Below are 21,898 nucleotides of genomic sequence, written 5' to 3'. Positions count from 1 at the left end.
CATGGCGGAGACACTAAGCGCAACGAAAACCGTGAAGTTTATCGTGACTCGTCAAGAGAGTCCGGATTCCAAACCGTACACTGAGGAGTTTGAAGTTCCTTATCGCGCGAACATGAACGTGATCAGTGGTTTGATGGAAGTTCAGCGTAATCCTAAGAATGCGAATGGCGAGAAAACAACACCAGTATGTTGGGAATCCAACTGTTTGGAAGAAGTATGTGGCGCTTGTTCGATGGTCATCAATGGGAAGCCGCGTCAAGCTTGTTCAGCGCTTGTAGATAAGCTGGAGCAGCCGATTCGTGTAGCACCAATGAGCACATTCCCTGTTATGCGTGACCTTGTTATCGACCGTGGACGCATGTTCAACGCCTTGAAAAAGGTTAAAGCATGGGTTCCAATCGATGGAACCTACGATCTTGGTCCTGGACCACGTATGGCGGAGTCGAAGCGTCAATGGGCTTATGAGTTGTCGAAATGTATGACATGCGGCGTGTGTTTGGAAGCTTGTCCGAACGTAAACGACAAAAACTCGTTTATCGGACCTTCCGCACTTTCCCAAGTTCGTCTATTCAATGCTCACCCAACGGGTGAGATGAACAAAGACGAGCGTTTGGATACGCTGATGACAGATGGCGGTATCGAAGGCTGCGGTAACTCGCAGAACTGCGTACGCTCCTGTCCGAAGGGGATTCCGCTTACGACGTCGATCGCAGCTTTGAATGCGGACACGACGAAGCACTTGTTCAAGAAATGGTTAGGCGTGTAAGCAACGCTGAAATGAAGTCCGTCCTCCCGGTTATGGGAGTGGCGGGCTTTTTTGTTTTGGCGGTGGGTAAAAGGGGGGTGAGCGCGGTGGTTATTATAGGAGAGGTCGTGAATAAGAACTCGTGGAGTTCTTATTCTGCGAGAATCGCCGCTTTGAGAGGAAATAAGAACGTTTCGCGTTCTTATTTGTGGTACAAGCGCACGGAAAGCATGTAGAAGTAGTAAATAAGAACTCGTGGAGTTCTTATTCGGCGAGAATCCCCGACTTGAAGGGAAATAAGAACGTTCGGAGTTCTTATTTCTGGCACAAACGCGCGGATATCCGCGTGGCGGAACAACAAAAAGACCTGAGTCAGACTCTCAGGCCATCTGGATCATGTGTAGAGGTTAGTGAGCTGCGGGGCAGTCAGGTGATTCTGGTGCATTATACTTATTTATAGGGGACATCATGTGAGGGTGCTGGGAAGAAGGATTGGATGTTAGGAGATCCGCATTGAGTGGTGAAGATACTTTTCGAATCATCGCCGCGGCTGGTAGTTTGTGCTTACTATCTAACATGTGAATGTGGAAATGAATCGAATGCATCGCGACACCTCCATTTAGATGTATCATATGTTATATAATATTACGCATATACTCGTTTTGACAACCTAATATTTATTTATGTTATATATATTGACATGATCAACCAATCTAAGTATGATATAAACAAAAGTAAGACAACGAAGGAACAACCGCATAGCAAACTTGTTTTCTAGGGTTCCGCGATAGAATGAAGGCTATCGGTCAGGTCCAAGAGAAGACACACGATGAGCTTCATCGTGCACACGGAGGGATAAAAGCCCGGGAGGATATCAGGATATGATATCATTCCGGGCTTTTCCTTTTACCATTTTATACAGAGAGGGAGTTCGGGGAATGAGACAAAAAACAATATTTCTGATGTTGGCGGTATTATTAACTTTTACAGTAATCAGCGGGTGTGGAAGCAAAGAGGCGAGTACGACTGCAGGAGGCAGCAAGGAGCCAATCAAGTTGGCGCTTAGTCCATGGCCGGGCTGGTTCGTGTGGTACCTCGTGAAGGAGAAGGGCTTTTTCGAGAAAAATGGTGTGAACGTGGATCTGGTCTGGTTCCCCGTTTACAGTGACTCCCTATCCGCACTAGCTTCAGGTAAAGTGGATGCAAACAGTCAAACGCTAAGTGATACGCTGGCTCCGGCGAGTAAAGGTATTAAGCTCAAAGCCGTGCTGGTCAATGATAACTCCAATGGTGGCGACGGTGTTGTCGTGAAGCCAAGTATCAATTCTCTGAAAGATTTGAAAGGTAAGAAAGTCGCAACTGAGCTTGGAACCGTCGATCACCTTCTGATGCTGACAGCGCTTGAAAAAGCAGGATTAGCAGAGAAGGATGTCACGTATACGAATATGACAGTCAACGATGCAGGGCCAGCGTTCATTGCGGGTAATCTGGATGCTGCGGTACTCTGGGAGCCATTCCTAAGCAAAGCCATTCAAGAGGGGAAAGGGAAGCTGCTCTTCTCATCCAAGGACACACCAGGATTGATCCCTGACTTGCTTGTATTTAAAGAAGAAATTACGAAAAATCGTCCAGACGATGTGAAAAAAATCATAAACGCCTGGTTCGACGCATTGGATTACTGGAAAGCGAACCCAGAAGAGTCTTTGAAAATTATGGCTAAGGCGGCAGAGACGCCGATCGATGAATACAAAGCTGGCGTGGACAGCGTGAAGGTTTTCCAACTGGAAGATAACGTTAAAGCCTTCACCAAAGGGGATTCCTATGATTCACTGGCGTTTACTTCTGGAAAGACAGCTGAATTCTTGAAAGGCTTAGATATGCTGAGTACAATACCGAAAGCAGAAACCTTCTTGGATGGCCATTTTGTGGAGGAAGTCATGAAGGAACGCAAGAAATAAAGGCTGAACAGGAGGGCTGCAAATGGAAACGCTGGTGAAAAAAAGACGCAAGTCCACATTGTTTGCCATACGAGGTGAAATTAGCCGTAAATCATATTTGTCAGGTGTCGTGCTTATCATTGCGGTTCTGTTGTTGTTCTGGAGCGTGATGAGCTACGGCAACTTGGTCAATCGTACATTCCTTCCAACACCGGATCAGGTGCTCCGGCAGTTTGGGATTCAATTACAGAACCCCGTGTTCTGGCAAAATGTTTGGATAAGTATTTTCCGAGTAGGCGGTGGATTCTTGCTCGCTTGTATCATCGGAATACCGCTTGGGATTATGGCGGGTACGTATAAGTTTGCAGAAGCTATCCTAGTACCTCCTACTGAATTTATTCGATATATGCCTGCGACAGCGTTCATTCCCTTGATCATGGTATGGGCAGGGATTGGCGAATGGGCGAAGGTCCTCGTAATCTTCCTAGGGTGTTTCTTCCAATTGATGCTGATGGTTGCAGACAATACTCGGTCGGTCTCCAATGATCTACTGCAAACTTCTTATACACTAGGTGCGAAACGTTGGCAAGTTATCGAAAAGGTTCTGATTCCTGCGCTGCTTCCAGATTTGATGAATACACTGCGCTTAATTATTGGATGGGCATGGACCTATCTGGTTGTAGCTGAGTTGGTTGCGGCTAGCAGTGGTCTTGGATTTTCGATCATGAAGGCGCAAAGGTTCTTGAACACGGATCAAATTTTTGTAGGCATTATTGCGATTGGTTTGCTGGGTTTACTGACGGATCGCACATTTGCTTATTGTCATAAGCGATTTTTCCCATGGTTGGAAGGAGGGCGTTAAGATGGAAGCATTGAACTTAGATTACAAAAACGTGCCTTCTAAGGGGACTATTGCGGGTGCTGGTGTACGAAAAATTGAGGCAGTCGATGTAACGAAGGTGTATAGCACGAAGAAGTCGCAATTCGTAGCTTTGAATCGTGTGTCCTTTCACGTTGATGCACATGAGTTTGTCAGCTTTGTCGGGCCTTCAGGCTGCGGGAAGTCTTCCTTATTACGGATTATTGCTGGACTAGAGCCCTTGACGATGGGGGATCTGAGTATCAACGGGCATGAGATTGAAGGTCCTGGAGCTGACAGAGGCATGGTCTTCCAGAGCTATACGTTATTCCCCTGGTTATCCGTGAGAGAGAATATTGAGTTCGGTTTGACGTTGAAGGGTGTTCCTTTATTCGAAAAGAGAGCGATAGCCGACCACTTCATGGAATTAGTCGGGTTGCATAAGTTCGCGAAATCATTGCCGAAGGAGCTTTCGGGCGGGATGAAGCAGCGGGTCGCGATCGCGCGAGCTTTGGCGAATAATCCGGATGTACTGTTAATGGATGAACCGTTCGGAGCGCTGGATCCACAAACGAAAAATGCGATGCAGGAGCTGCTGCTGCGCATTTGGGAAAAGGAGAAAACGACGGTTGTGTTCATCACGCACGATATCGAGGAAGCCATCTTCTTATCGCAGCGGGTGTATGTGATGCAGGCGCATCCAGGCACGATCCGCAGTGAGATTGCTATACCGCGAGGGATGCGGCAGGTGGAGGATGTGAAGGATTCCGAAGCATTCGTGAAGCTGAAGAAGCAGATCATTTCGTTGATTGGGCATCACGACGAGTAAGCTCATAGGGGGCACCATAGCAGAGTGATCTGCTTGTGGTGCCTTTTGTGTTGATCACTTAGTTAGATTGTGGAGCTGATGCCAGGACAGGGAAAAGCTCTCCCTTGAGGAGATCACCTTCCTACAAACCAGAGCCTCGGGTCAGCTCATGATTGCTTTTGCTATTAAAAGTAGCATTCTCGGGCATATCATTTTGCTGTTCAGAATTTTGAAGTAGTCGGAGTCCTTCTCCACACTTTGAGTATGTTCGCCTTCAATCGCCATGACCTCGTCGAGGTAAGCGCTCAGCTCGTTGATTTCCTTTTCCGATAAGACATCCTCTAACTGGACAAAACCTAAGATTTGGTAGAAACGCTAAAGAGCAGAAGCGCTTTTGGATTATTTGCAAAAAAAGGCAGAGATTTGACGAGCAATCCCCTTCTAGCTACAATGAATTTAAGCGTTTCAAGAATGAGGGAATGGGATGAAAAAAAACAAACAAGCTACCATTGTCGATGTTGCCTCTGAGGCTGGCGTATCCATTGCGACGGTATCGAATGTTATTAACCGTAGGAAGGTTCCGATGTCACCGGAAACCATTCGTAAAGTGGAAGAAGCGGTTGTACGACTAGGTTATCGCCGGAACGTCATGGCAACGAATTTAAGTCGGCGGCGCTCGAATGAGTTAGGATTAATTCTCCCGCATTTTGGCGGGTATTATGGCAGATTTGCTGAGAAGCTGGAGCAGCGGTTTCACAGTTACGGCTATCATTTATCTGTGTTCTCAGCGGCTGGCATGGATCCTGAAGTTGAGACGAGGCATATTGAGCATTTGCTACAGCGACGAGTGGACGGACTAGTTTCACATGGCTTGGCAATCAGCATGCATTCCACGCAGCAATTAGTGGGTGAAGGAACGCCGCTTGTCATCTTTAACGGGTGGGGGTGGCCGAATGAGATTACGAAGCTGACGGTGAATTTGGATTTTGCCAAGGCCTCGCGCCAGGCCGTTAAGTATTTTTTGTCACATGGCTGCCAAGCTGTTTTCTATGCGGGAAGACGTAAGGGAATGGGCGCGAATGAGCAGCGAATCGAGGGATTTCTGACGGGGCTAGGTGAGCGAGCGGAGACGATCGTGCATGCGCTTTTGGATGCAGGAGAGTTGGGTGTGGCTGGAGCTTTGGAAGAGGCGCTGCGTGTGAGCGGTGAACTGCGACCTATCGGCATATACACGTTCAATGATGCGTTAGCGTTGGAACTGATCGCTGAATGCCATGCACGAGGCATCCGTGTTCCTGAGGAAGTGCAGCTTATAGGAATGGATAATGAGCATTTTGCGAAGGCGAGCATTCCTTCCATTACTAGCTTCGAGATGCCAGTCGAGCTGCAAACGCGTTTAGTCGCGGCTTTCCTGATGCGGCAGATGGGGGAAGACGTAGACGAGGAAAGCGCGATGCTGCTGGATTCGTATCTGGCTCAGATGAAGGGCCATGAGCTGCTCATCGATATGGAAATGGTTGTGCGTAAATCTACGCATAATGAATAAAACCGTTAGTCACCTGGGAAAGGTGATTAACGGTTTGTTTGTTGTAATAGGAAGGAGGCGTCCATCAAGTTGGTTTTTCTAAGGGAGAGCTAGGCGCTTGTGTGGTTTTGTTGTTTCAGCTGCTTTTGCTGCCGCAGGAAGTCTTTCCCGTATTCGCCGTGCGGATTAATGTCCGCGTGTTCGATTTGAATCGTGGCATGCTCGATGTTGTACTTGCTTTTTAACGTCTCATTAATAGCGAGAATGACACAAAAGGGCTGAATGTTAGGACTAATAAACACGTGGGCAGTCAAGGAATAATGGTCGGTCGAAACCGCCCAGAGATGCATTTCGTGGACATCTTCTACGCCTTCAACCTTCGCGATCACAGAGCGGATTTCGTCTAGATTAAACTTTTCAGGGACGGATTCCATCAGGATCATGAAGGATTCACGAATTATTTTGCTGCCACCTGTAAAAATAATGCCGCCAATCACGATCGAAATCAACGGATCGAACCAGAGAAGACCGGAGTAATAAATTACAATGGCCGAAATAATGACGCCAACCGAGCTTAATAAATCCCCGAAAAAATGCCATAGCGCACTTTGCACATTCAGATTGTCTTCCTCCTTGACGCTGTTATGGAGAACCAACGTAAGGATGAGGTTAACGACGAACCCGATCGAGGCAATGCCCAGCATAAGTCCCAATTGTATCGGTTGAGGGTGGAGGACACGTTGGACGGCTTCAATACAAATCCCCAAAGCGATGATGCAAAGCGCTAATCCGTTGAGAAAAGAAGCGACAATTTCAAAGCGCAGGAATCCAAAAGTGAAGCGAGCATTGGGCTGGCGCGTAGCTAATTGGATGGCAACCATACTCAGACCAAGCGCAATGACATCTGAAATCATATGAGCCGAATCGGATAAAAGAGCAAGGGAATTCGATAGCACCCCACCGATAATTTCAATAAGCGTGAAAAAGGCAGTTAAAATGAGGGTAACCCACAGGGTTTTTCTTGACTTACTTTGTTCTTTCACATGGTGGAGATGATGATAGTCATATTCGACGCTCATAGGGTTCCTCCTTGTTTAGAATTATTCTAATTAATATATACTTAGTATATGCCACTTGGGTGAAACGTGCAACTGGAATTGGGGAAGGATTTTGAAGGTGAGATGGGAGAGGGGAGCGATGATGGCAAATTAGAATATAAAGCGTTTTCTAATTTGTAACAGAAATGAAATATTCCTGTTATGGTTCCATAATGTTCACTTGGTAATATAATAAACAAGACCCCCTTTTTAATATAAACTTTTAGAACCCGGCCCCGTTGGCTGGGTTCCTTTTTTTTGTCTTCACAACCTCACATTCCCCCCAACAATGGATTGAAATTCGCATATATTTTACAATTTCTTATTCCACGCATAACACTTCACAAACACTCAATCGCTAGAATGATTGTAGGACAACTAAATAGGGCAAGGGTAGAGACGCGGAGAAAACCCTTCATGCGGCAAATGAACGGCTAGTGGAAGCTAGATGAGGTCATTTGTATGCTTGAAGGGTTTTTTGTGTTCTCCAAAACAGATAGGAGGATTTCAAGAAGATAGTGAGTAGCGTTCTTCTGTTTTTAACACGTACATGTATTCATCCATTTTACAAGAAAGGGTTGATTCTATGAAACGATATAAAAAGGTTTTGAATAGTCTACTAGTCGCTACACTAGTCACTAGTTTAGCACCATTTGGTCTTATGACTGTGCAAGAGGCTCATGCTGCTGATGATGTTAGAAAATCACTCGATGTGAGGAAGACGGTTAATGCTCCGGTGATTGACGGGGATTTGGACGAGTCACTCTGGTCAATTAACCAGAGGTTAACGAAACAAACAGGCGATGGAACATTTAAAGATAGTAAATTTGGTATGCTCTGGGACAACAAGTACCTGTACATTGGGGTTAAAGCTGATGATGAGAGTCTGACGGCAGCAGGTACGGGGAATTGGTTTGAACAGGATAATATTAATTTCTTTTTAGATCCAACGATGCATCAATCTGCCCCTTATGCAGCAGACGATATGCAACTGGGATTTGTGTATCAATCGGATTCTACATCTCCTGAATTTCACTTTGGGGCTGCGACAAACGGGCAAAGCAGCAAGGATCCGAATAAGATTTTGCGGGCGATAAAGAAAACTGCAACGGGTTGGTCTTTAGAAACTGCTGTACCATGGGATATGTTGAAGATGGATCCTGTGCTGACGAAGAAGCTGGGCTTGGAAATTGGCGTAACAGATCGATATGGGGCGGATGCTGCGCAGCAAAGAAACAGTTACTGGAGTGCGTACCAATCAAGCTCATTTTGGAATGATACTTCTGGTTTTGGCGTGATTAACCTCGTGGACAGCAATCCCGTGACAGATACAGTGAATCCTGTGCTGCTGCAGGAAAATTTTGATGCGAATCTGACAGGCACGATTCCATACGGTTGGATTTCTGATGTGAACGCGGGAAGCCCGCCGTTTACAGTCGTGCAGGATACATATGGCAATGGAAGAATGACGTTTGATGGAAAGGCTTCGGGTAAGCAGGGGCGAATTGTTGCTCCGGTACAATGGGATAACTATACGGTGGAAGCGGATGTACGGTTCGAATCTGTGCTGGACTCAGGCAGATGGGCATCACTGATGTTCAGAGTACCTACTACGGGGAAAGTGCCTTACAATCAAATGGCTATCCGTCAAAATGGTACCTATGAATTTGCCTATCGCAAAGCAGACGGCAACTGGTATTCGCCAACTCCGATTTCGGGTTCCTGGAGAGCATTGGCTTTGAACTCCGACTACACAATGAAGGTTCGTGTTTTTGGCAATAACGTCAAGGAGTATATGAAAGCAAAGTCAGATCCGACCTACACGATGGTAACAGACACGACGCTTCCTACAACAGTGGTAATGGAGAAAGGGAAAGTTGGATTCCAAGCGGATCAAAGTAGGGTCTCGTTCGACAACCTGAAGGTAACGCGAATAACGGCAGATCGGCTTGACCTTGTTGTACCTAACACGATGGAAGCGTTGAGTGGACCGATAAGCGTTACCGGCAGCGTGTATTACTCGGATGGTATTAGTGAAGCTATTGCAACCAAACCAGTCAAGTACTATTCCTCGGATGAGTCGATCATCAAGATTTCGAATAATGCGCTATATCCAATTAAGGCAGGCAGAGCAACGGTCAAGGTGATATACGATACGGCTGAGTACTTGCAAGAAGTAACCGTAACACCGAGTACGGTGCCAGCGAAAGTAAGTTCTCTAAAGCATGATGATGGTTACTTTTTGGCTACAGTGAATCAACCAGTACCCTTAAATTCAATCGTGTTTAAAGCAGATTTTAGTGATTTTACGTCAGGTACAGTGACAGGCAGTGATTTGACCTGGGCAACTAGCAGCCCGTCCGTTGTTGTGAACAGTACCAGCCTGAGCGTTCTCCAAAAAGGTGTGTACACCCTAACTGCGCAAAAAGACGGTGTTTCTATTTCAATACTTGTTGTAGCGAAACAAGCAACGGATAGTGAGTATGTACTCTATGAAGAAAATTTTGATCAGCTAACGGAAGGAACACTTCCCGCAGGTTGGACACGAAAAGAAGGGACGACAGCGAGCAAAGCTGTTGTTAAAGCGGGTGGATTTGAATTGGATGCGGCAGCATCGCCAGATAATCCGTCGCGTGTACTTTTGCCAGACTTCTTAGGGGCATTTGGTAATTATAAAATCGAAGCTGATGTGACGCATTTGCAAGCGAACGATGCCGCAAGATGGCATTCTATCATGTATCGCATTCAAAATAATGATTATCCGTATTATCAAATGGCGGTCAGGAAAGACGCTACCGCTGCCAATGGTGTGGAATTTGCTGAAAGAACGACAGCTAATGCCTGGAATGTTATGGATACGGGTGCTTTTACAGAAGCTATAGACCCTAGCAAACTGTACCATTATACGATAAAAGCATTCGACAATCGTGTGATGGAGATGATTAACGACAAGGTTGTCGTGGATACGGACAATGCAGGTTTGTATGCAAAAGGAAGAATTGGTTTACAATCCAACGGCAGCAAAATGAGGGTCGACAATATTCGGATTACTTTGCAACGGGATGCGCTGCCTTTATCCGCGACTCAGAAATATGTAAGTGTGACGGAGCCTACTACGAAAATAGCGATGGCTTCCACCGTTGTGACGGAGATTGCAACTGCCAACGATTTATCCAAACTGACAGGTACTTCCTTACCTGCTACCGCCATTTTGCATGTGAACAAAGAGCTTAAGGTAACAGAAGCCGGCAGCGGAACCGTGATTGGGGATTTGAATGCAATCCTAAGCATGCTCGGAACTTCAACGATGGCTGCTTTCTATGTGAAGGATGAGCTGACTGTAGACGCTTTGGTTCCGTATTTGAAAGCGAATAGTATTGAAGATGTATTTGTGATATCAAGCAATGGCGATTTGGTTAAAAGGGCGAGACTAGCATATCCGATCATACGCGGAATCGTGGATTTTTCTAGTAAATCTATTGAGAACAACGATCAGCTACTGGAAATTCGTCAGATAACCAATACAAGCCTCGCACATATTGCGGTGCTTCCACAGCAGGCTGCTACAAGAGAAAATACGAACTATCTACAAATGAGAACGATCATGGTATGGGTGAAAAGTGCTTCGACAGCTACTGGGGAAAATCTTGCCTTGCATACGCTGATTACAGCGGGGGTTAACGGGATTGTAACGAGCACGCCAAGTGCGGCTTTCAATGCATTAAGTGTATACAACAATAACACGACTTTGATACGCAAACCGTATATTATTGGACATCGCGGATTGCCGACTGCTGCGCCAGAGAATACGATTGAGAGTAATATTTTGGCGCTGGATAATGGGGCAGATTTCATTGAAAATGACGTTTATATTTCCAAGGATGGCTACCTCGTCATTCACCATGATGGTGAATTATCCGGAACGACGAATGGCACGGGAAACATTGAGAATTATACATTGGCCGAAATCAAGGCGCTCAATGCCAATAAGCCACATCCGACTGACTATCCAGATGTGAAAATTCCAACATTGGAAGAACAAATTGATCTCGTTCAGCAACGGGGCAAAATGATCATGAACGAGATTAAGACGTCTACACCATCCGCGATTGATGCTTTTGTTCAGTTGGTCCAATCTAAAAATGCCGAAGCTGATATCGACAACATGTCGTTCGTTGCCAATCAGATCTCGCGTATGAACAGTTTGATGCCGACTATGCCTTCAGGCCTCTTATCAAGCTTGTCCGGCGGGAACAACGTGAAAGGCATGCTGCGCACGGTACTTAGCTCCATTCAGCCTTTGAATGCTACATTCAACAATGGTTACGGCGGTATCTCGCAAAACTTTATGGAGGCTGCTAAGCATCGTGGTATCTTGATTTCACCTTGGACACTCAATGATCGAACAGCATTTAATCGGTTCTTCATAAATGGTGCTTGGGGCTTAACAACCGACTATGCCAACTGGGCTGCAGATATGGCGGCAGCGATCAAACCGGAGAAATCGGAGTTTACGCTCGTGAAGAATGAAACGATTTCGATTCAGGCCGGCGTGACAACTTACAAAGGGGATACAACAAGCATTGCACCTGAGATTGTTATGTTGGATGGGCAAAATTCCTTTGAAGTAAACGGCAATGAGGTAACGGCTAATGGTAAGGGTACAGGCGTAGCACATGCCTTGTTACGATACGCCTACACGATGAATGATGGCAATAAGTATGACTTGTACACACAGCCAATCACACTGAATGGGCCAAGCGAGCCAAGTGAGCCAAGTAAACCAGATGACAGTGAGCAAAATGGTGGCAGCGTAGGTGGAGGTACGGAAATTAAGGATGCTGCGTTCAAAGTGACAGATGCGTTGATCCAAGCGGCCATTGAACAATCGGGAACGGACAAAAAGCTAATTGTTGCCGTGCCATTGAATGAGAAGAAGGATCAAGCTGTTGCCATCCTGGCACCAGCTGCCATTAAAGCCGTGTTGTCGGCTGCAAGCAATCCTACCGTAATCATTCAAACTGAACTTGGATCTTATGAGCTGAATCTGTCAGCTGTAGAATTGCAAGCTTGGGCAAAGAAGCTAGGAACTTCACAAGATAAGCTGAACCTCACCATTCAAATCAAATTGAATGAAAAAGCTGCTGCAGAGGCAATTGCAACCGGGAAAGATGTCAAGAAAGCCATCGACTTTACGCTTACCGTGGGAACTGAAGAAGGCAAGAGCGAAGAAATTTCCAACTTTCATCAGTTTATTGCTAGATCCATCAAGTTGGATGCAGCAACAGATACCAAGGCTCTAGCTGCCGTACGCGAAGAGCACGATGCGAGTGGCAATACCGTGTATCATCCAGTTCCATTCTCGATTCAAGGCAATGACGCTATCATTTATAGCCGCACGAACAGCACGTACCTACTTATGGCTAACCCAGTGACTTTCAGTGATTTAGAACATCATTGGTCCAAACAGACCGTGGAATCCATGGCGAATAAAATGATCGTTCAGGGTGTAGGGGCTTCGAGCTTTGCACCTGATCGCCAAGTAACACGTGCAGAGTTTGCCGCTTTACTGGTGAGATCGTTTGGCTTATCTTACTCACAATCGTCTGCAACGAGCTTTAAGGATGTTAAAGCTGTGGATTGGTTTGCGACGGCAGTTAGCCTTGCGGCAGATGCTGGACTCGTGAGTGGTTATGAAGACCACACATTCCGACCAGATGCACCAATCTCCCGCCAGGAAATGGCGGTCATGATTGACAGAGCACTGCAATTCGGTGGCTTTAACGCAGAATTGAAACCAAGCAGCTCGGTCACGTTCTGTGATGAAGCGAATATCGCCGAGTGGGCTAAGGAGGCAATCCGAGCAGCGTCTGCGCTGAAGATTCTTAACGGCAGAGATGGAAATGCTTTTTCACCAATGAGTACCGGCACTCGTGCAGAAAGTGCAGTGATGCTAAGCCGCATGCTGCAAGCTCTAAACTTTTCTAACTAATGGTATGGTTAACATCCCCTCCAAGAAAGGAATGGCGGAGGGGATGTTAATCCTTAGCAAACAAATATTTGTTAAGGTTAACGTGGGGGTGGGGGAGCATGTTGAAGAAGTATCCAATTATAGCATCGGTGACCAAAGACGATCAGCTCGCGAAAGTACTTGAAAGTGATGTGACCCGAGTTAATCTAATGACAGGTCATATTGGAAATTTGGAAGCCATTATGGGACAGCTTCACTACGCAGGCAAACAAGTGTATGTCCATCTTGAAATGGTAGGCGGCCTTGGCCGGGATGCACATGCGGTAGGGTATTTGGCCGAAAAGTTTAAAGTGGACGGCATTGTTACGACCAAGTCCAATGCAGTTGCAGCAGCTAGACAAGCTGGCATCAAAAGCATACAGCGTATTTTTATTATTGATACAGCTGCACTACAAACAGCAGTACGAATGATCAACAGTACACAGCCGGACGAAGTTGAGCTCATGCCAGGTTTAATGCCGAGAGTGATTAAAGAATTGAAAAGCACCATCAAACAACCGTTGATTGTCGGAGGTCTTATTCGATACGAAAAAGAAATTGTAGAAGCACTAGATAGTGGTGCAGATTACATTTCCATTGGAGATCCAAGTATGTGGAGTGGGCACTAAGTTTACAAAATAACTAAATTACGATAATTTTCAGCTTACAATTATCATTTATAGTAAAACTATGAATATCACACGAACTGAAACATCGGGTCGAGACCAGGAGAAAACCCTTGTCCAGGAAAATGTGAAAATAAGCAGGAGCATGCTTGTCATACTCTGAATTGGCTTGTTTTCGTGTTTTTTGGATAAGGGTTATTTTTATTGAAAGTGAGGCAGTACTGTGGCAGATACATCTAGATTTCCTGAAAGTGGAATCGATGACAAGATTACTACCCAGCATTTTCAGCGAACACATTCAAGGAAAAGCAGTAAGGAGTTGCATGCATTCCAAGGCTATTTATTCGATTTGGATGGTACCATTTATTCGGGCAGTAAGCTCTTACCGGGTGTATTGAGCACCGTGAACTGGCTGCGTGAGCAAGACAAATCGGTGATGTTCGTTACGAATACGACGATTCGGACCAAGGAAAGCGTGCATCAGCGGCTTATCGAATTAGGCGTTCCCTGCGAGGTGGATGAAGTACTGACGGCCTTATGTGTGGCCGGGAAGTTTTTTCAAGAGCTTGAGCCGAATGCCATTGTACTGATGATCGGTGAAGCGGCCATGGAGCAAGAATTGGCGCGTAATCAAGTAAAGACGACAGAGAATCCGCTGCTCGCAACACATGTGCTTGTCGGATTAGACAGGCAGTTTACATTTGAAAAGCTAACGGCGGGCGTGAATGCCCTGCGAAACGGGGCTAAGCTGATCGCTGCTAATCCGGATCCCTTTTGTCCGATCGACGATGGTGTGATCCCGGATACATGGTCGCTTGTGAAAGCACTGGAAACAGCCAGCCTTCAGAAGACCGTCCATGTGATCGGCAAGCCGTCCGCTTACTATGCGCAAAAGGCCTTCGACCAACTGCATATTTTGCCATCTCAATGCTTAATGGTTGGTGATCGGTTATCCACAGATATTCAATTCGGGAATTCGAACGATATGTACACCGCACTAGTACTGACTGGTGCTGACGCGAAGAACGACATCGAAAGGACAGGCATTGAACCTGATTATATTCTGCAAGAGCTTAGTGAAATTACATTTAATCAACTTTAGGAGGAAAAACAATGAAAAAAGCACTCGTATCATTACTAATGGTAACCCTGGTAGCAACAGCTTGCGCGAAGGGTGAGAGCACTACGGATACCAAGACGGCTGCAGCACCGACAACACCTACGGCAAGCGCTGAAGCTACAGCGAACACGAAGCCAGTTGAGCTACAATTTTACTTTCCTGTAGCGGTAGGCGGTCCTATTACTAAGCTGATTGATCAGCTTGCTGACGATTTCCACAAAGAGAATCCAACCATAACGGTAAAACCCGTATATGGCGGCAGCTATCAAGATACGATGACCAAGGTTGCAACAGCTGTACAGGGGGGCAACTCGCCAGACGTAGCCGTGCTGCTTTCGACCGATTTGTACAGCTTGATTTCCATGAAAGCGATTGAAGATTTGACTCCTCGCTTCTCCAAAGAGTATTTTAACGGCTTCTATGAAGCGTTCATGGGGAACACCAAGTCGGGGGATACGGTATGGAGCGTGCCGTTCCAACGCAGTACGATCGTGCTGTACTACAACAAGGATTTATTTAAAAAAGCAGGTCTTGATCCAGAGAAGGCGCCTACGAATTGGACGGAACTGAAGGAATATGCGGCTAAGCTCACGACCAGTGACAAATCGCAATGGGGCCTTGAAATCCCTAGCACTGGTTATCAGTATTGGATGACGCAAGCACTATCCCTTCAAACGGGCACCAATATTGTTTCAGCTGACGGCAAGCAAGTATTCTTTAACAAACCGGAAGTGCAGGAAGCTCTGCAATTTTACACGGATTTAGGTCGCAAGGATAAAGTGATGCCAGAAGGTACACTCGAGTGGGCAACCGTGCCATCCGATTTCATTAGTGGGAAAACGGCTATGATGTATCATACAACAGGAAATCTGACCAAAGTCAAAACCGATGCGAAATTCAACTTTGGTGTAGCGTTCTTGCCAGCCAACAAAAAATATGGTTCACCGACAGGCGGCGGCAATCTGTATGTATTCAAAAATATTCCAGATGACCGGAAAGCTGCATCCGTTAAATTCATTCAGTTCTTGACACAGCCAGATCGTGTAGCGCAATGGTCAATCGATACTGGTTATGTAGGCACGACGAAAGCTGCTTATGAGACAGAAAAGCTGAAAAACTACATTAAGGATTTCCCGCAAGCGGCTGTTGCTAGAGATCAACTCCAATATGCGGACAGCGAGCTTTCGACATACCAAAATGGTCAAGTAACAAAGCTATTTAACGATAACATCCAAGCAGCTTTGCTAGGAACGATGACGCCGAAAGAAGCTTTGGATAAATCCCAACAGCAAGCGGATGACATTTTAAAAAGCTTTCAAAAATAGCAGCAAGTAAACGTACAAACGGCAGGGAAGCGTTCGGCTAACGGAGGTTAACTCCATCTCAGTGGCCTGCGCTTCCCTTCCTCAGGCTTTCACGACCTATGAGAAAGAGGGAATTTCCTTGATGCAACCGTCACTTCGAACAAAAAGGAAGATCAACTGGAGAGAAAATAGTTTCGCCTATGCATTGCTAATACCCTCACTCTTATTTTTAGGCTTATTTACGTTTTACCCCATCTTAAAATCGATCTATTGGAGCTTCTACAGCTCCGATTTCACCGACAAAACGTTTGTCGGGTTGGATCAATATGTGCATGTCTTTCAAGACGATATTTTTTTGAAAGTGTTAAGAAATAATGTGCTGCTTGCGATCGGCACAGTTCCGGTGAGTATTTTACTAGCCATGTATGTAGCCGTATGGGTCAATAATAAACTTAGAGGCACAGGTTTGCTGCGTGCACTCTTTTTCTATCCGACGGTCATTCCGATGATTGCTATCGCCAATATATGGCTGTTTATTTATACACCCAGCTATGGCTTGCTCGATAAGTTTTTAAGTGTGTTTGGCATACCGACTCAGCATTGGCTAGGAGATCCGCATTGGGTTCTCATTTCGATGATGCTGATGGTGATATGGAAGGAAACTGGATTTTTTATGATTTTTTATTTGGCTGGCTTGCAAAATTTACCCAAAGAAGTGTACGAAGCTGCGGAAATGGAGGGCGCACGCCCTTTTCAAACTTTCCGTAAGCTGACGTTTCCACTCTTAATGCCGACAACACTTTTCGTGATGGTCATCGCGACGACGAATTCGTTTAAATTGGTAGATCACCTGTACATTATGACGAAAGGCGGTCCGAATAACGCAAGTAATTTGCTGTTATATCATATTTATGAGACGGCTTTCAGCTTTTGGGATATGGGAAAAGCATCGGTCCTTACCGTCGTGCTGCTCGTTATCTTACTTAGTATTTCCATCTTTAATTATGCATTTCTGGATAAACGCATCCATTACTAGAAAGGAGTCAGCATCATGGTCATAAGGGTCACTAATCGTTTGGTCATCGCGCTGCTGGCGATTGCTTTTGCTGTACCGCTCGTATGGGCTGTCTTTACTTCGTTTACGCCGTCTAGTGAAGTTATTACCCGAGTAAACCCCTTTGCGGTTCAGCATCCCACCTTTCAAAACTACAAGACAGCTTGGGAAACCATCTCATTCCTTCGCTATTATTCCAATACGATCATCATTGTACTTGGCGTGCTGGCTGCACAACTGATTACGGCTACGCTTGCGGCGTATGCTTTTGCCAGATTAAATTTCGTAGGTCGAGGCGTTATGTTCATGCTATTTCTTGTCCAAATCATGATACCGCCTGACATTCTCATTTTTCCGAATTATACGATTATGAAAGAATTGGGCCTGGTTGACACGAAGCTGGCGATCATGCTGCCGTATTGGGCATCCTCGTTCAGTGTTTTCTTACTTAGGCAAACGTTTAAGCAAATCCCAATCGATTTAGACGAAGCTGCGAGGATGGATGGCTGTCGTTGGTGGCAGACTCTTTGGCACGTATACCTGCCTTCAGCCAAATCGACCTATATCGCGTTTGGCTTAATCTCCGTCAGCGCGCACTGGAACGATTTCATGTGGCCGCTGATCATCACGAACTCTATTGAAACGAGACCGCTCACGGTCGGGATTGCGATTTTTGCTCAATCGTTTGAGACCGGGGCGCAATGGGGGACGGTAACGGCGGCTACCGTGTTGGTCATCCTGCCGCTATTAATCGTATTTTTCGTTTTTCAGCGTCAGTTTGTAGAAAGTTTCATGCATTCGGGTATTAAATAGTGATGTGAAGCTATGTCCGCTGGTTGGAAAACAACCGGTAAGGTGATTCATATCCATTCTGGTTGGTTAAATCTTCCTATAAAGATTTTACAATCAGGAGGGATGAAGCTTGAGTAAAAAACGCGCAAAGCGTAGACGCACACCTCTAGCCTTATATCTTGCAGCACTTACGATTACCGTAGCGATCAGTAACTTAGAAGAATTGACCTAGCTTAAGGCCTTTTTCCTAGCGTACTATATATGAAATCAAAAAAAGCCCAATGTATGGGCTTTTTTTGCTGTTAGAGCGATATGGACAAGGGGGAGTACTGGCCGCATGGATCTTTTTCCCTCATTTTATTCAAATTGAACTTCCTGATCCAAAATGATCTCTTTAGGTGGAGACTCCATCGGGCTGGCATACGGAATTAAGGCAAAATGTAAGCCCTCTAAGTTGTCAGGTAAACGCGGTGTGACAAGGTAGGTTATTTGGGTTTGCCCGCCGCCGCCACTAGCACCGTTTCTCATGACACGATAGAGCTCAGCACCTATGATATCAAGTTGGAGTTGTGGTCGGAAGTTGCCAAAATGCCCATCGAGTTGTATGAGCTTGATTTCAACATAGACAATACTGCTGTTTTGATGCTGCATAGCATGTGTCAATGTATAGGAAAAGTCACCGACGACGGTTTTCTTCATTATGGGTACGACGTGCTCCAAGTCACCTGGTTCATTCGGCCTGACAGGGTAATGCTCATTCAGACTGTTAAGCAGCCAGTTAATTTGTGGAATTTCAATACCGAATCGTGTTGACCATTCTTGGAGGACTTCCTTTTTCGGGTAAAATCGTCTGCCTTTTGCAATGGATTTACGCTCCGTTAGCAGTTGCAGAAGCGATTCATCAATTTTCTTCATTTCATCATTGTATTCATTGGGTATCAAATGCAATTCGGACCACCCCATCGTCGTGCACCTCCATTTTCCAATTGTATCCATGTATTATAACGGTTATTGAGAGGTTGGAAAAGTTTTGTGAAAATCCCATCTATTCTTCTGGACGATTCCCCATGTTTTTGGGACGGAAGCCCAAGCAAGACACGTGCGAATCATGCTACTCTTTAGGTAATCTTTTTATATAAAGGAGCTGCCTAAATAATGAATTCGACGTATGCATATCACGCCAATAAGGTATGGCAAGAAATGATAAAGGATCATTCTGGCGAATGGGGAATGGACATTCATCACTGGGACTGGGTGCCTGGTGTGGGTGTGATTGCCATGCTGGAATATTACGAAGCAACGCTTAATCCCGAAGTATTGGCTTTTTTGCAGGAGTGGGTGAAGCACAATAGTGAAAAAGCGAAAGGCACGAAGGTGATCAATTCGATCGCGCCTTATGCCATTTTCCCAGCTTTATACCGCATTACGGATGATGCTTGGTTCCGAGATGAAGCGAGTCGAGTAGCGGAGTGGCTGATTAAGGACACACCACGAACTCGCGAAGATGCCTTCGAGCATACGGTGACCGAAAATGTGGCATTCGCTGAGCAGGTGTGGGCGGATACGATTTTTATGGCCGTACTGTTTCTGGCGCGCACAGCGTCGTTGGTTGGCAATAAGATTTATGCGGAGGAAGCATTGAAGCAGGTGCTAATCCACCTTCGATTGCTGCAGGATGAAGAGACGAATGTTCTTTTCCACGGTTGGAACTGCGGATCGAGTAATCATATGTCAGCGGCGAGATGGACGAGAGCGAATGCTTGGATTGCTGCAGGTATTCCAATGATCGTGAAGGAGATTGATCAGCTTATTACCATCCCGGATGAGCTTAAGGATCGATACGGACGCCTAATGTCGGGGCTGCTTGCATATCAGCAGGAAGACGGACTTTGGAGCACGGTTATGGATCAACCTCATTTTTATCGGGAAGTGTCGGGCAGCGCGGGAATTGCTTATGGCCTTATGAAAGGCATGGAGCTGGGGTTAATTCCTTCTCTAGATGAAACTGCTGCCGCTGTGGAGCAAGTGGTTACTTCGATTATGCCCTATATTACGGAGGAAGGCATCGTGAGGGGGGTATCTGGCGGGACGCCAGTGATGCCAACCATTCAGGCCTACCAAGATGATATTTCAACGTATCCAACGTTATATGGACAAGGTCTAGTGTTGATGCTATTTGCTGAGGTATTGCGAGAGGGGAAGTAAGTTATGAGTAGTGAGGAGCTTTTGGAGGTTATTCGAGCGAAGGAATTAAAGTTTGATCAAGTTGTTAAGTTAATTCGAACCCCGCTCATGTCGACGTATCATACGGCACTTAAGCCGGAGACGCATCCAATGGTGTACGAACTGTATCCATCAACGTGTTATGCCTATGATCTTTTGCGCTATGGCGGTCAGGCTAATAGTCAACGAGCGGCTGATATCCTTGAAGTTGTGCTGGAGCGGCAAGATAAGGATGCATCGCGAGCCACTTATGGCATTTGGCCCTACTTTTATGAAGAATCGCTGGATGAAATGGATCGCCCAGACTGGAACATGGCAGATTTCCAAGGAAAGAAATTGGTTCTTATTTTGAAAAATTATGCAGAATCTCTTCCTGAGGCATTAATCGAACAAATTCGTAAAGCGATCTATCATGCTTGCCAAGCAATCATCCGACGAGATGTGGGGCCGCATTATACGAACATTGCCATTATGGGGGCTTTTGTCACGCTGGTTGGCGGTGAGCTGTTGGGCGATAACGAGATTCGGAGCTATGGTGAGCAACGGCTGAAGCGATTTCATGTGTTTACGTCAGGAATCGGCACTTTTACCGAGTATAACAGTCCTTGTTATTCGCCAATTGCGATTGAAGAATTGGATAGCATCTATCAAGAATCGGCTACCCGTACGGCCGTAGTTCTTGCTGAGCAATTGTTAGACATTGCGTGGGAGATGATTGCGAAGCATGTCCACCCAGCAACTGGGGAATGGAGCGGTCCATATAGTCGGACCTATTACACATTGATGACAGAGCGAGAGAAGCATTTCCTAGGAAATGCGCTCAACAAAGAATCGATGGGCATACAATGTCCAGAGAAGTATCATGCTTATTTTAGCTCCAATGCGGAGAGGTATTTCGTGGAGCCAACGATGATGGCAGCGGAAGCGGGCTTTCAGAACTATGCGACGACGTATCAAAATGAGAAGCTTTCACTTGGAAGCTATACGATCGGCAGTATGTGGAATCAGCGTCGCAACTTGTTGGGCTTCGTGGATGTTGGTGGGAAGAAAGTGTTCGTGCAGCTGCAATTTCTGAAAGATGGGAAGGACTTCTGCTCTGCTATTTATACGGGCGTGCAGTCACGCAAACAGGTGCTATTCGGCTTCAATTTGGCGACAGATAATGGCGCTTGGCATCAAGAGCTAGATGTAATTAACGGCAAGTTCCAAGCGAATGATTTACGCATTCGGTTGCTGCTCGGCGGGGAATTGGAAGAGCTTGAACTACCAACTGTTGTGGAAGGGAAAAGTCTGACGACGATGCTCGGAGGAGATACGCAGCTGCGGGTTGAAGCTGTTCTGGAGGAGTCGGACTACGGAGCACTCGAGGTTGCAGTCGAACGCAGTGAAGATGAGCTTCATTTGGATTATGTCATCTATGCGGGCGAGGAGAGGGCTTTTGATTTCCATGCGATTCAGAAAGCCGTATGGATATTTGCGTTATCGCTTGATGAGGTTGCTGGTACGCTATCGGCGGTTGATGTTCAGCTCGGGGCCAATTCTGTTACAGCAACAAGAGGTGCTCAGGGGGAGCAGATGTCGATCACGGTGCCGATAGCACCAGGGAAGACGTGGGACTTTTATCGGAATAATCGCGTACAGTTGCCGCAGTATTTGCTTGAAAGCGTGCAGTAAAGCGGGAGTGTATAAGAGGTGCAGGATTGCTTTCTTGCGCTTCTTTTTCGATTACTCGCAAGTTTAAATGGAAAATGTACAGCTAATTTCGCCGGAATCGCCACCAAATAAGTTTAGATGGATT

The 21,898-nt window shown here is 46.0% G+C and carries 15 protein-coding genes and 1 riboswitch; of the genes, 13 read left to right on the top strand and 2 right to left on the bottom strand.

Annotated features, from left to right (window positions below):
* Position 1: 1 nt before the first annotated feature.
* From sdhB to L6I86_RS16350, 5 genes are all read left to right on the top strand, one after another.
* Positions 2–766, top strand: a complete 765-nt coding sequence (gene sdhB / locus L6I86_RS16370; RefSeq protein WP_236288774.1) for a succinate dehydrogenase iron-sulfur subunit — start codon at positions 2–4, stop codon at positions 764–766.
* Positions 767–1,508: 742 nt separating this feature from the next.
* A riboswitch (guanidine-I (ykkC/yxkD leader) is annotated at positions 1,509–1,617 on the top strand.
* Positions 1,618–1,683: 66 nt separating this feature from the next.
* Entirely contained in the window at positions 1,684–2,703 is a 1,020-nt protein-coding gene (locus L6I86_RS16365) for an ABC transporter substrate-binding protein (RefSeq protein ID WP_236288772.1), read from the top strand.
* Between the two features lie 22 nt (positions 2,704–2,725).
* Positions 2,726–3,544 carry an ABC transporter permease gene (locus L6I86_RS16360; protein WP_236288771.1) on the top strand — a complete coding sequence of 273 codons (819 nt, stop codon included), beginning with the start codon at positions 2,726–2,728 and terminating at the stop codon, positions 3,542–3,544.
* 1 nt (position 3,545) lies between these two features.
* A complete protein-coding gene (locus L6I86_RS16355) occupies positions 3,546–4,370 on the top strand; it encodes an ABC transporter ATP-binding protein (RefSeq protein WP_236288769.1) in 825 nt (274 codons plus the stop codon).
* A 463-nt stretch (positions 4,371–4,833) separates the two neighbouring features.
* Positions 4,834–5,895 (top strand): LacI family DNA-binding transcriptional regulator, encoded by a 1,062-nt coding sequence (locus tag L6I86_RS16350; RefSeq protein ID WP_236288767.1) that lies wholly within the window; start codon positions 4,834–4,836, stop codon positions 5,893–5,895.
* 89 nt (positions 5,896–5,984) lie between these two features.
* Here the strand turns inward: L6I86_RS16350 and L6I86_RS16345 are convergent, their stop codons facing one another.
* Complete coding sequence (locus L6I86_RS16345) at positions 5,985–6,953, bottom strand: cation diffusion facilitator family transporter (RefSeq protein ID WP_236288765.1); 969 nt, start codon at positions 6,951–6,953, stop codon at positions 5,985–5,987.
* A 604-nt stretch (positions 6,954–7,557) separates the two neighbouring features.
* Between L6I86_RS16345 and L6I86_RS16340 the strand changes: the two genes are divergently transcribed.
* From L6I86_RS16340 to L6I86_RS16315, 6 genes are all read left to right on the top strand, one after another.
* Positions 7,558–12,963, top strand: coding sequence for a glycerophosphodiester phosphodiesterase family protein (locus L6I86_RS16340; protein ID WP_236288763.1), 5,406 nt, complete (start codon positions 7,558–7,560; stop codon positions 12,961–12,963).
* A 98-nt stretch (positions 12,964–13,061) separates the two neighbouring features.
* Positions 13,062–13,610, top strand: coding sequence for a glycerol-3-phosphate responsive antiterminator (locus L6I86_RS16335; RefSeq protein ID WP_236288761.1), 549 nt, complete (start codon positions 13,062–13,064; stop codon positions 13,608–13,610).
* Positions 13,611–13,830: 220 nt separating this feature from the next.
* Positions 13,831–14,709 (top strand): HAD-IIA family hydrolase, encoded by an 879-nt coding sequence (locus L6I86_RS16330; RefSeq protein ID WP_236288760.1) that lies wholly within the window; start codon positions 13,831–13,833, stop codon positions 14,707–14,709.
* 11 nt (positions 14,710–14,720) lie between these two features.
* On the top strand, positions 14,721–16,052 hold the full coding sequence (locus tag L6I86_RS16325) for an ABC transporter substrate-binding protein (protein WP_236288758.1): 1,332 nt from the start codon (positions 14,721–14,723) through the stop codon (positions 16,050–16,052).
* Between the two features lie 121 nt (positions 16,053–16,173).
* Complete coding sequence (locus L6I86_RS16320) at positions 16,174–17,067, top strand: carbohydrate ABC transporter permease (protein WP_236289052.1); 894 nt, start codon at positions 16,174–16,176, stop codon at positions 17,065–17,067.
* Between the two features lie 15 nt (positions 17,068–17,082).
* Complete coding sequence (locus tag L6I86_RS16315) at positions 17,083–17,898, top strand: carbohydrate ABC transporter permease (protein WP_236288756.1); 816 nt, start codon at positions 17,083–17,085, stop codon at positions 17,896–17,898.
* Positions 17,899–18,234: 336 nt separating this feature from the next.
* On the opposite strand, the gene L6I86_RS16310 is transcribed toward L6I86_RS16315, so the two are convergent.
* Positions 18,235–18,840 (bottom strand): hypothetical protein, encoded by a 606-nt coding sequence (locus L6I86_RS16310; protein ID WP_236288754.1) that lies wholly within the window; start codon positions 18,838–18,840, stop codon positions 18,235–18,237.
* A gap of 192 nt (positions 18,841–19,032) precedes the next feature.
* Between L6I86_RS16310 and L6I86_RS16305 the strand changes: the two genes are divergently transcribed.
* Positions 19,033–20,082 carry a glycoside hydrolase family 88/105 protein gene (locus L6I86_RS16305; protein ID WP_236288752.1) on the top strand — a complete coding sequence of 350 codons (1,050 nt, stop codon included), beginning with the start codon at positions 19,033–19,035 and terminating at the stop codon, positions 20,080–20,082.
* Positions 20,083–20,085: 3 nt separating this feature from the next.
* Positions 20,086–21,774 (top strand): hypothetical protein, encoded by a 1,689-nt coding sequence (locus L6I86_RS16300; protein WP_236288750.1) that lies wholly within the window; start codon positions 20,086–20,088, stop codon positions 21,772–21,774.
* The last annotated feature ends 124 nt before the right edge of the window (positions 21,775–21,898 follow it).

This window comes from Paenibacillus allorhizoplanae (assembly GCF_927798215.1).
GTDB lineage: Bacteria > Bacillota > Bacilli > Paenibacillales > NBRC-103111 > Paenibacillus_E > Paenibacillus_E allorhizoplanae.
Note: the sequence above shows the minus strand (reverse complement) of the source record. Positions and strands in the feature narration are given on the sequence as shown.

Excerpts from the sequence above, each read along its gene's own strand:
- sdhB (WP_236288774.1), top strand. The coding sequence starts at position 2 with ATGGCGGAGACACTAAGCGCAACGAAAACCGTGAAGTTTATCGTGACT.
- L6I86_RS16365 (WP_236288772.1), top strand. The coding sequence starts at position 1,684 with ATGAGACAAAAAACAATATTTCTGATGTTGGCGGTATTATTAACTTTT.
- L6I86_RS16360 (WP_236288771.1), top strand. The coding sequence starts at position 2,726 with ATGGAAACGCTGGTGAAAAAAAGACGCAAGTCCACATTGTTTGCCATA.
- L6I86_RS16355 (WP_236288769.1), top strand. The coding sequence starts at position 3,546 with ATGGAAGCATTGAACTTAGATTACAAAAACGTGCCTTCTAAGGGGACT.
- L6I86_RS16350 (WP_236288767.1), top strand. The coding sequence starts at position 4,834 with ATGAAAAAAAACAAACAAGCTACCATTGTCGATGTTGCCTCTGAGGCT.
- L6I86_RS16345 (WP_236288765.1), bottom strand. The coding sequence starts at position 6,953 with ATGAGCGTCGAATATGACTATCATCATCTCCACCATGTGAAAGAACAA.
- L6I86_RS16340 (WP_236288763.1), top strand. The coding sequence starts at position 7,558 with ATGAAACGATATAAAAAGGTTTTGAATAGTCTACTAGTCGCTACACTA.
- L6I86_RS16335 (WP_236288761.1), top strand. The coding sequence starts at position 13,062 with ATGTTGAAGAAGTATCCAATTATAGCATCGGTGACCAAAGACGATCAG.
- L6I86_RS16325 (WP_236288758.1), top strand. The coding sequence starts at position 14,721 with ATGAAAAAAGCACTCGTATCATTACTAATGGTAACCCTGGTAGCAACA.
- L6I86_RS16320 (WP_236289052.1), top strand. The coding sequence starts at position 16,174 with ATGCAACCGTCACTTCGAACAAAAAGGAAGATCAACTGGAGAGAAAAT.
- L6I86_RS16315 (WP_236288756.1), top strand. The coding sequence starts at position 17,083 with ATGGTCATAAGGGTCACTAATCGTTTGGTCATCGCGCTGCTGGCGATT.
- L6I86_RS16310 (WP_236288754.1), bottom strand. The coding sequence starts at position 18,840 with ATGGGGTGGTCCGAATTGCATTTGATACCCAATGAATACAATGATGAA.
- L6I86_RS16305 (WP_236288752.1), top strand. The coding sequence starts at position 19,033 with ATGAATTCGACGTATGCATATCACGCCAATAAGGTATGGCAAGAAATG.
- L6I86_RS16300 (WP_236288750.1), top strand. The coding sequence starts at position 20,086 with ATGAGTAGTGAGGAGCTTTTGGAGGTTATTCGAGCGAAGGAATTAAAG.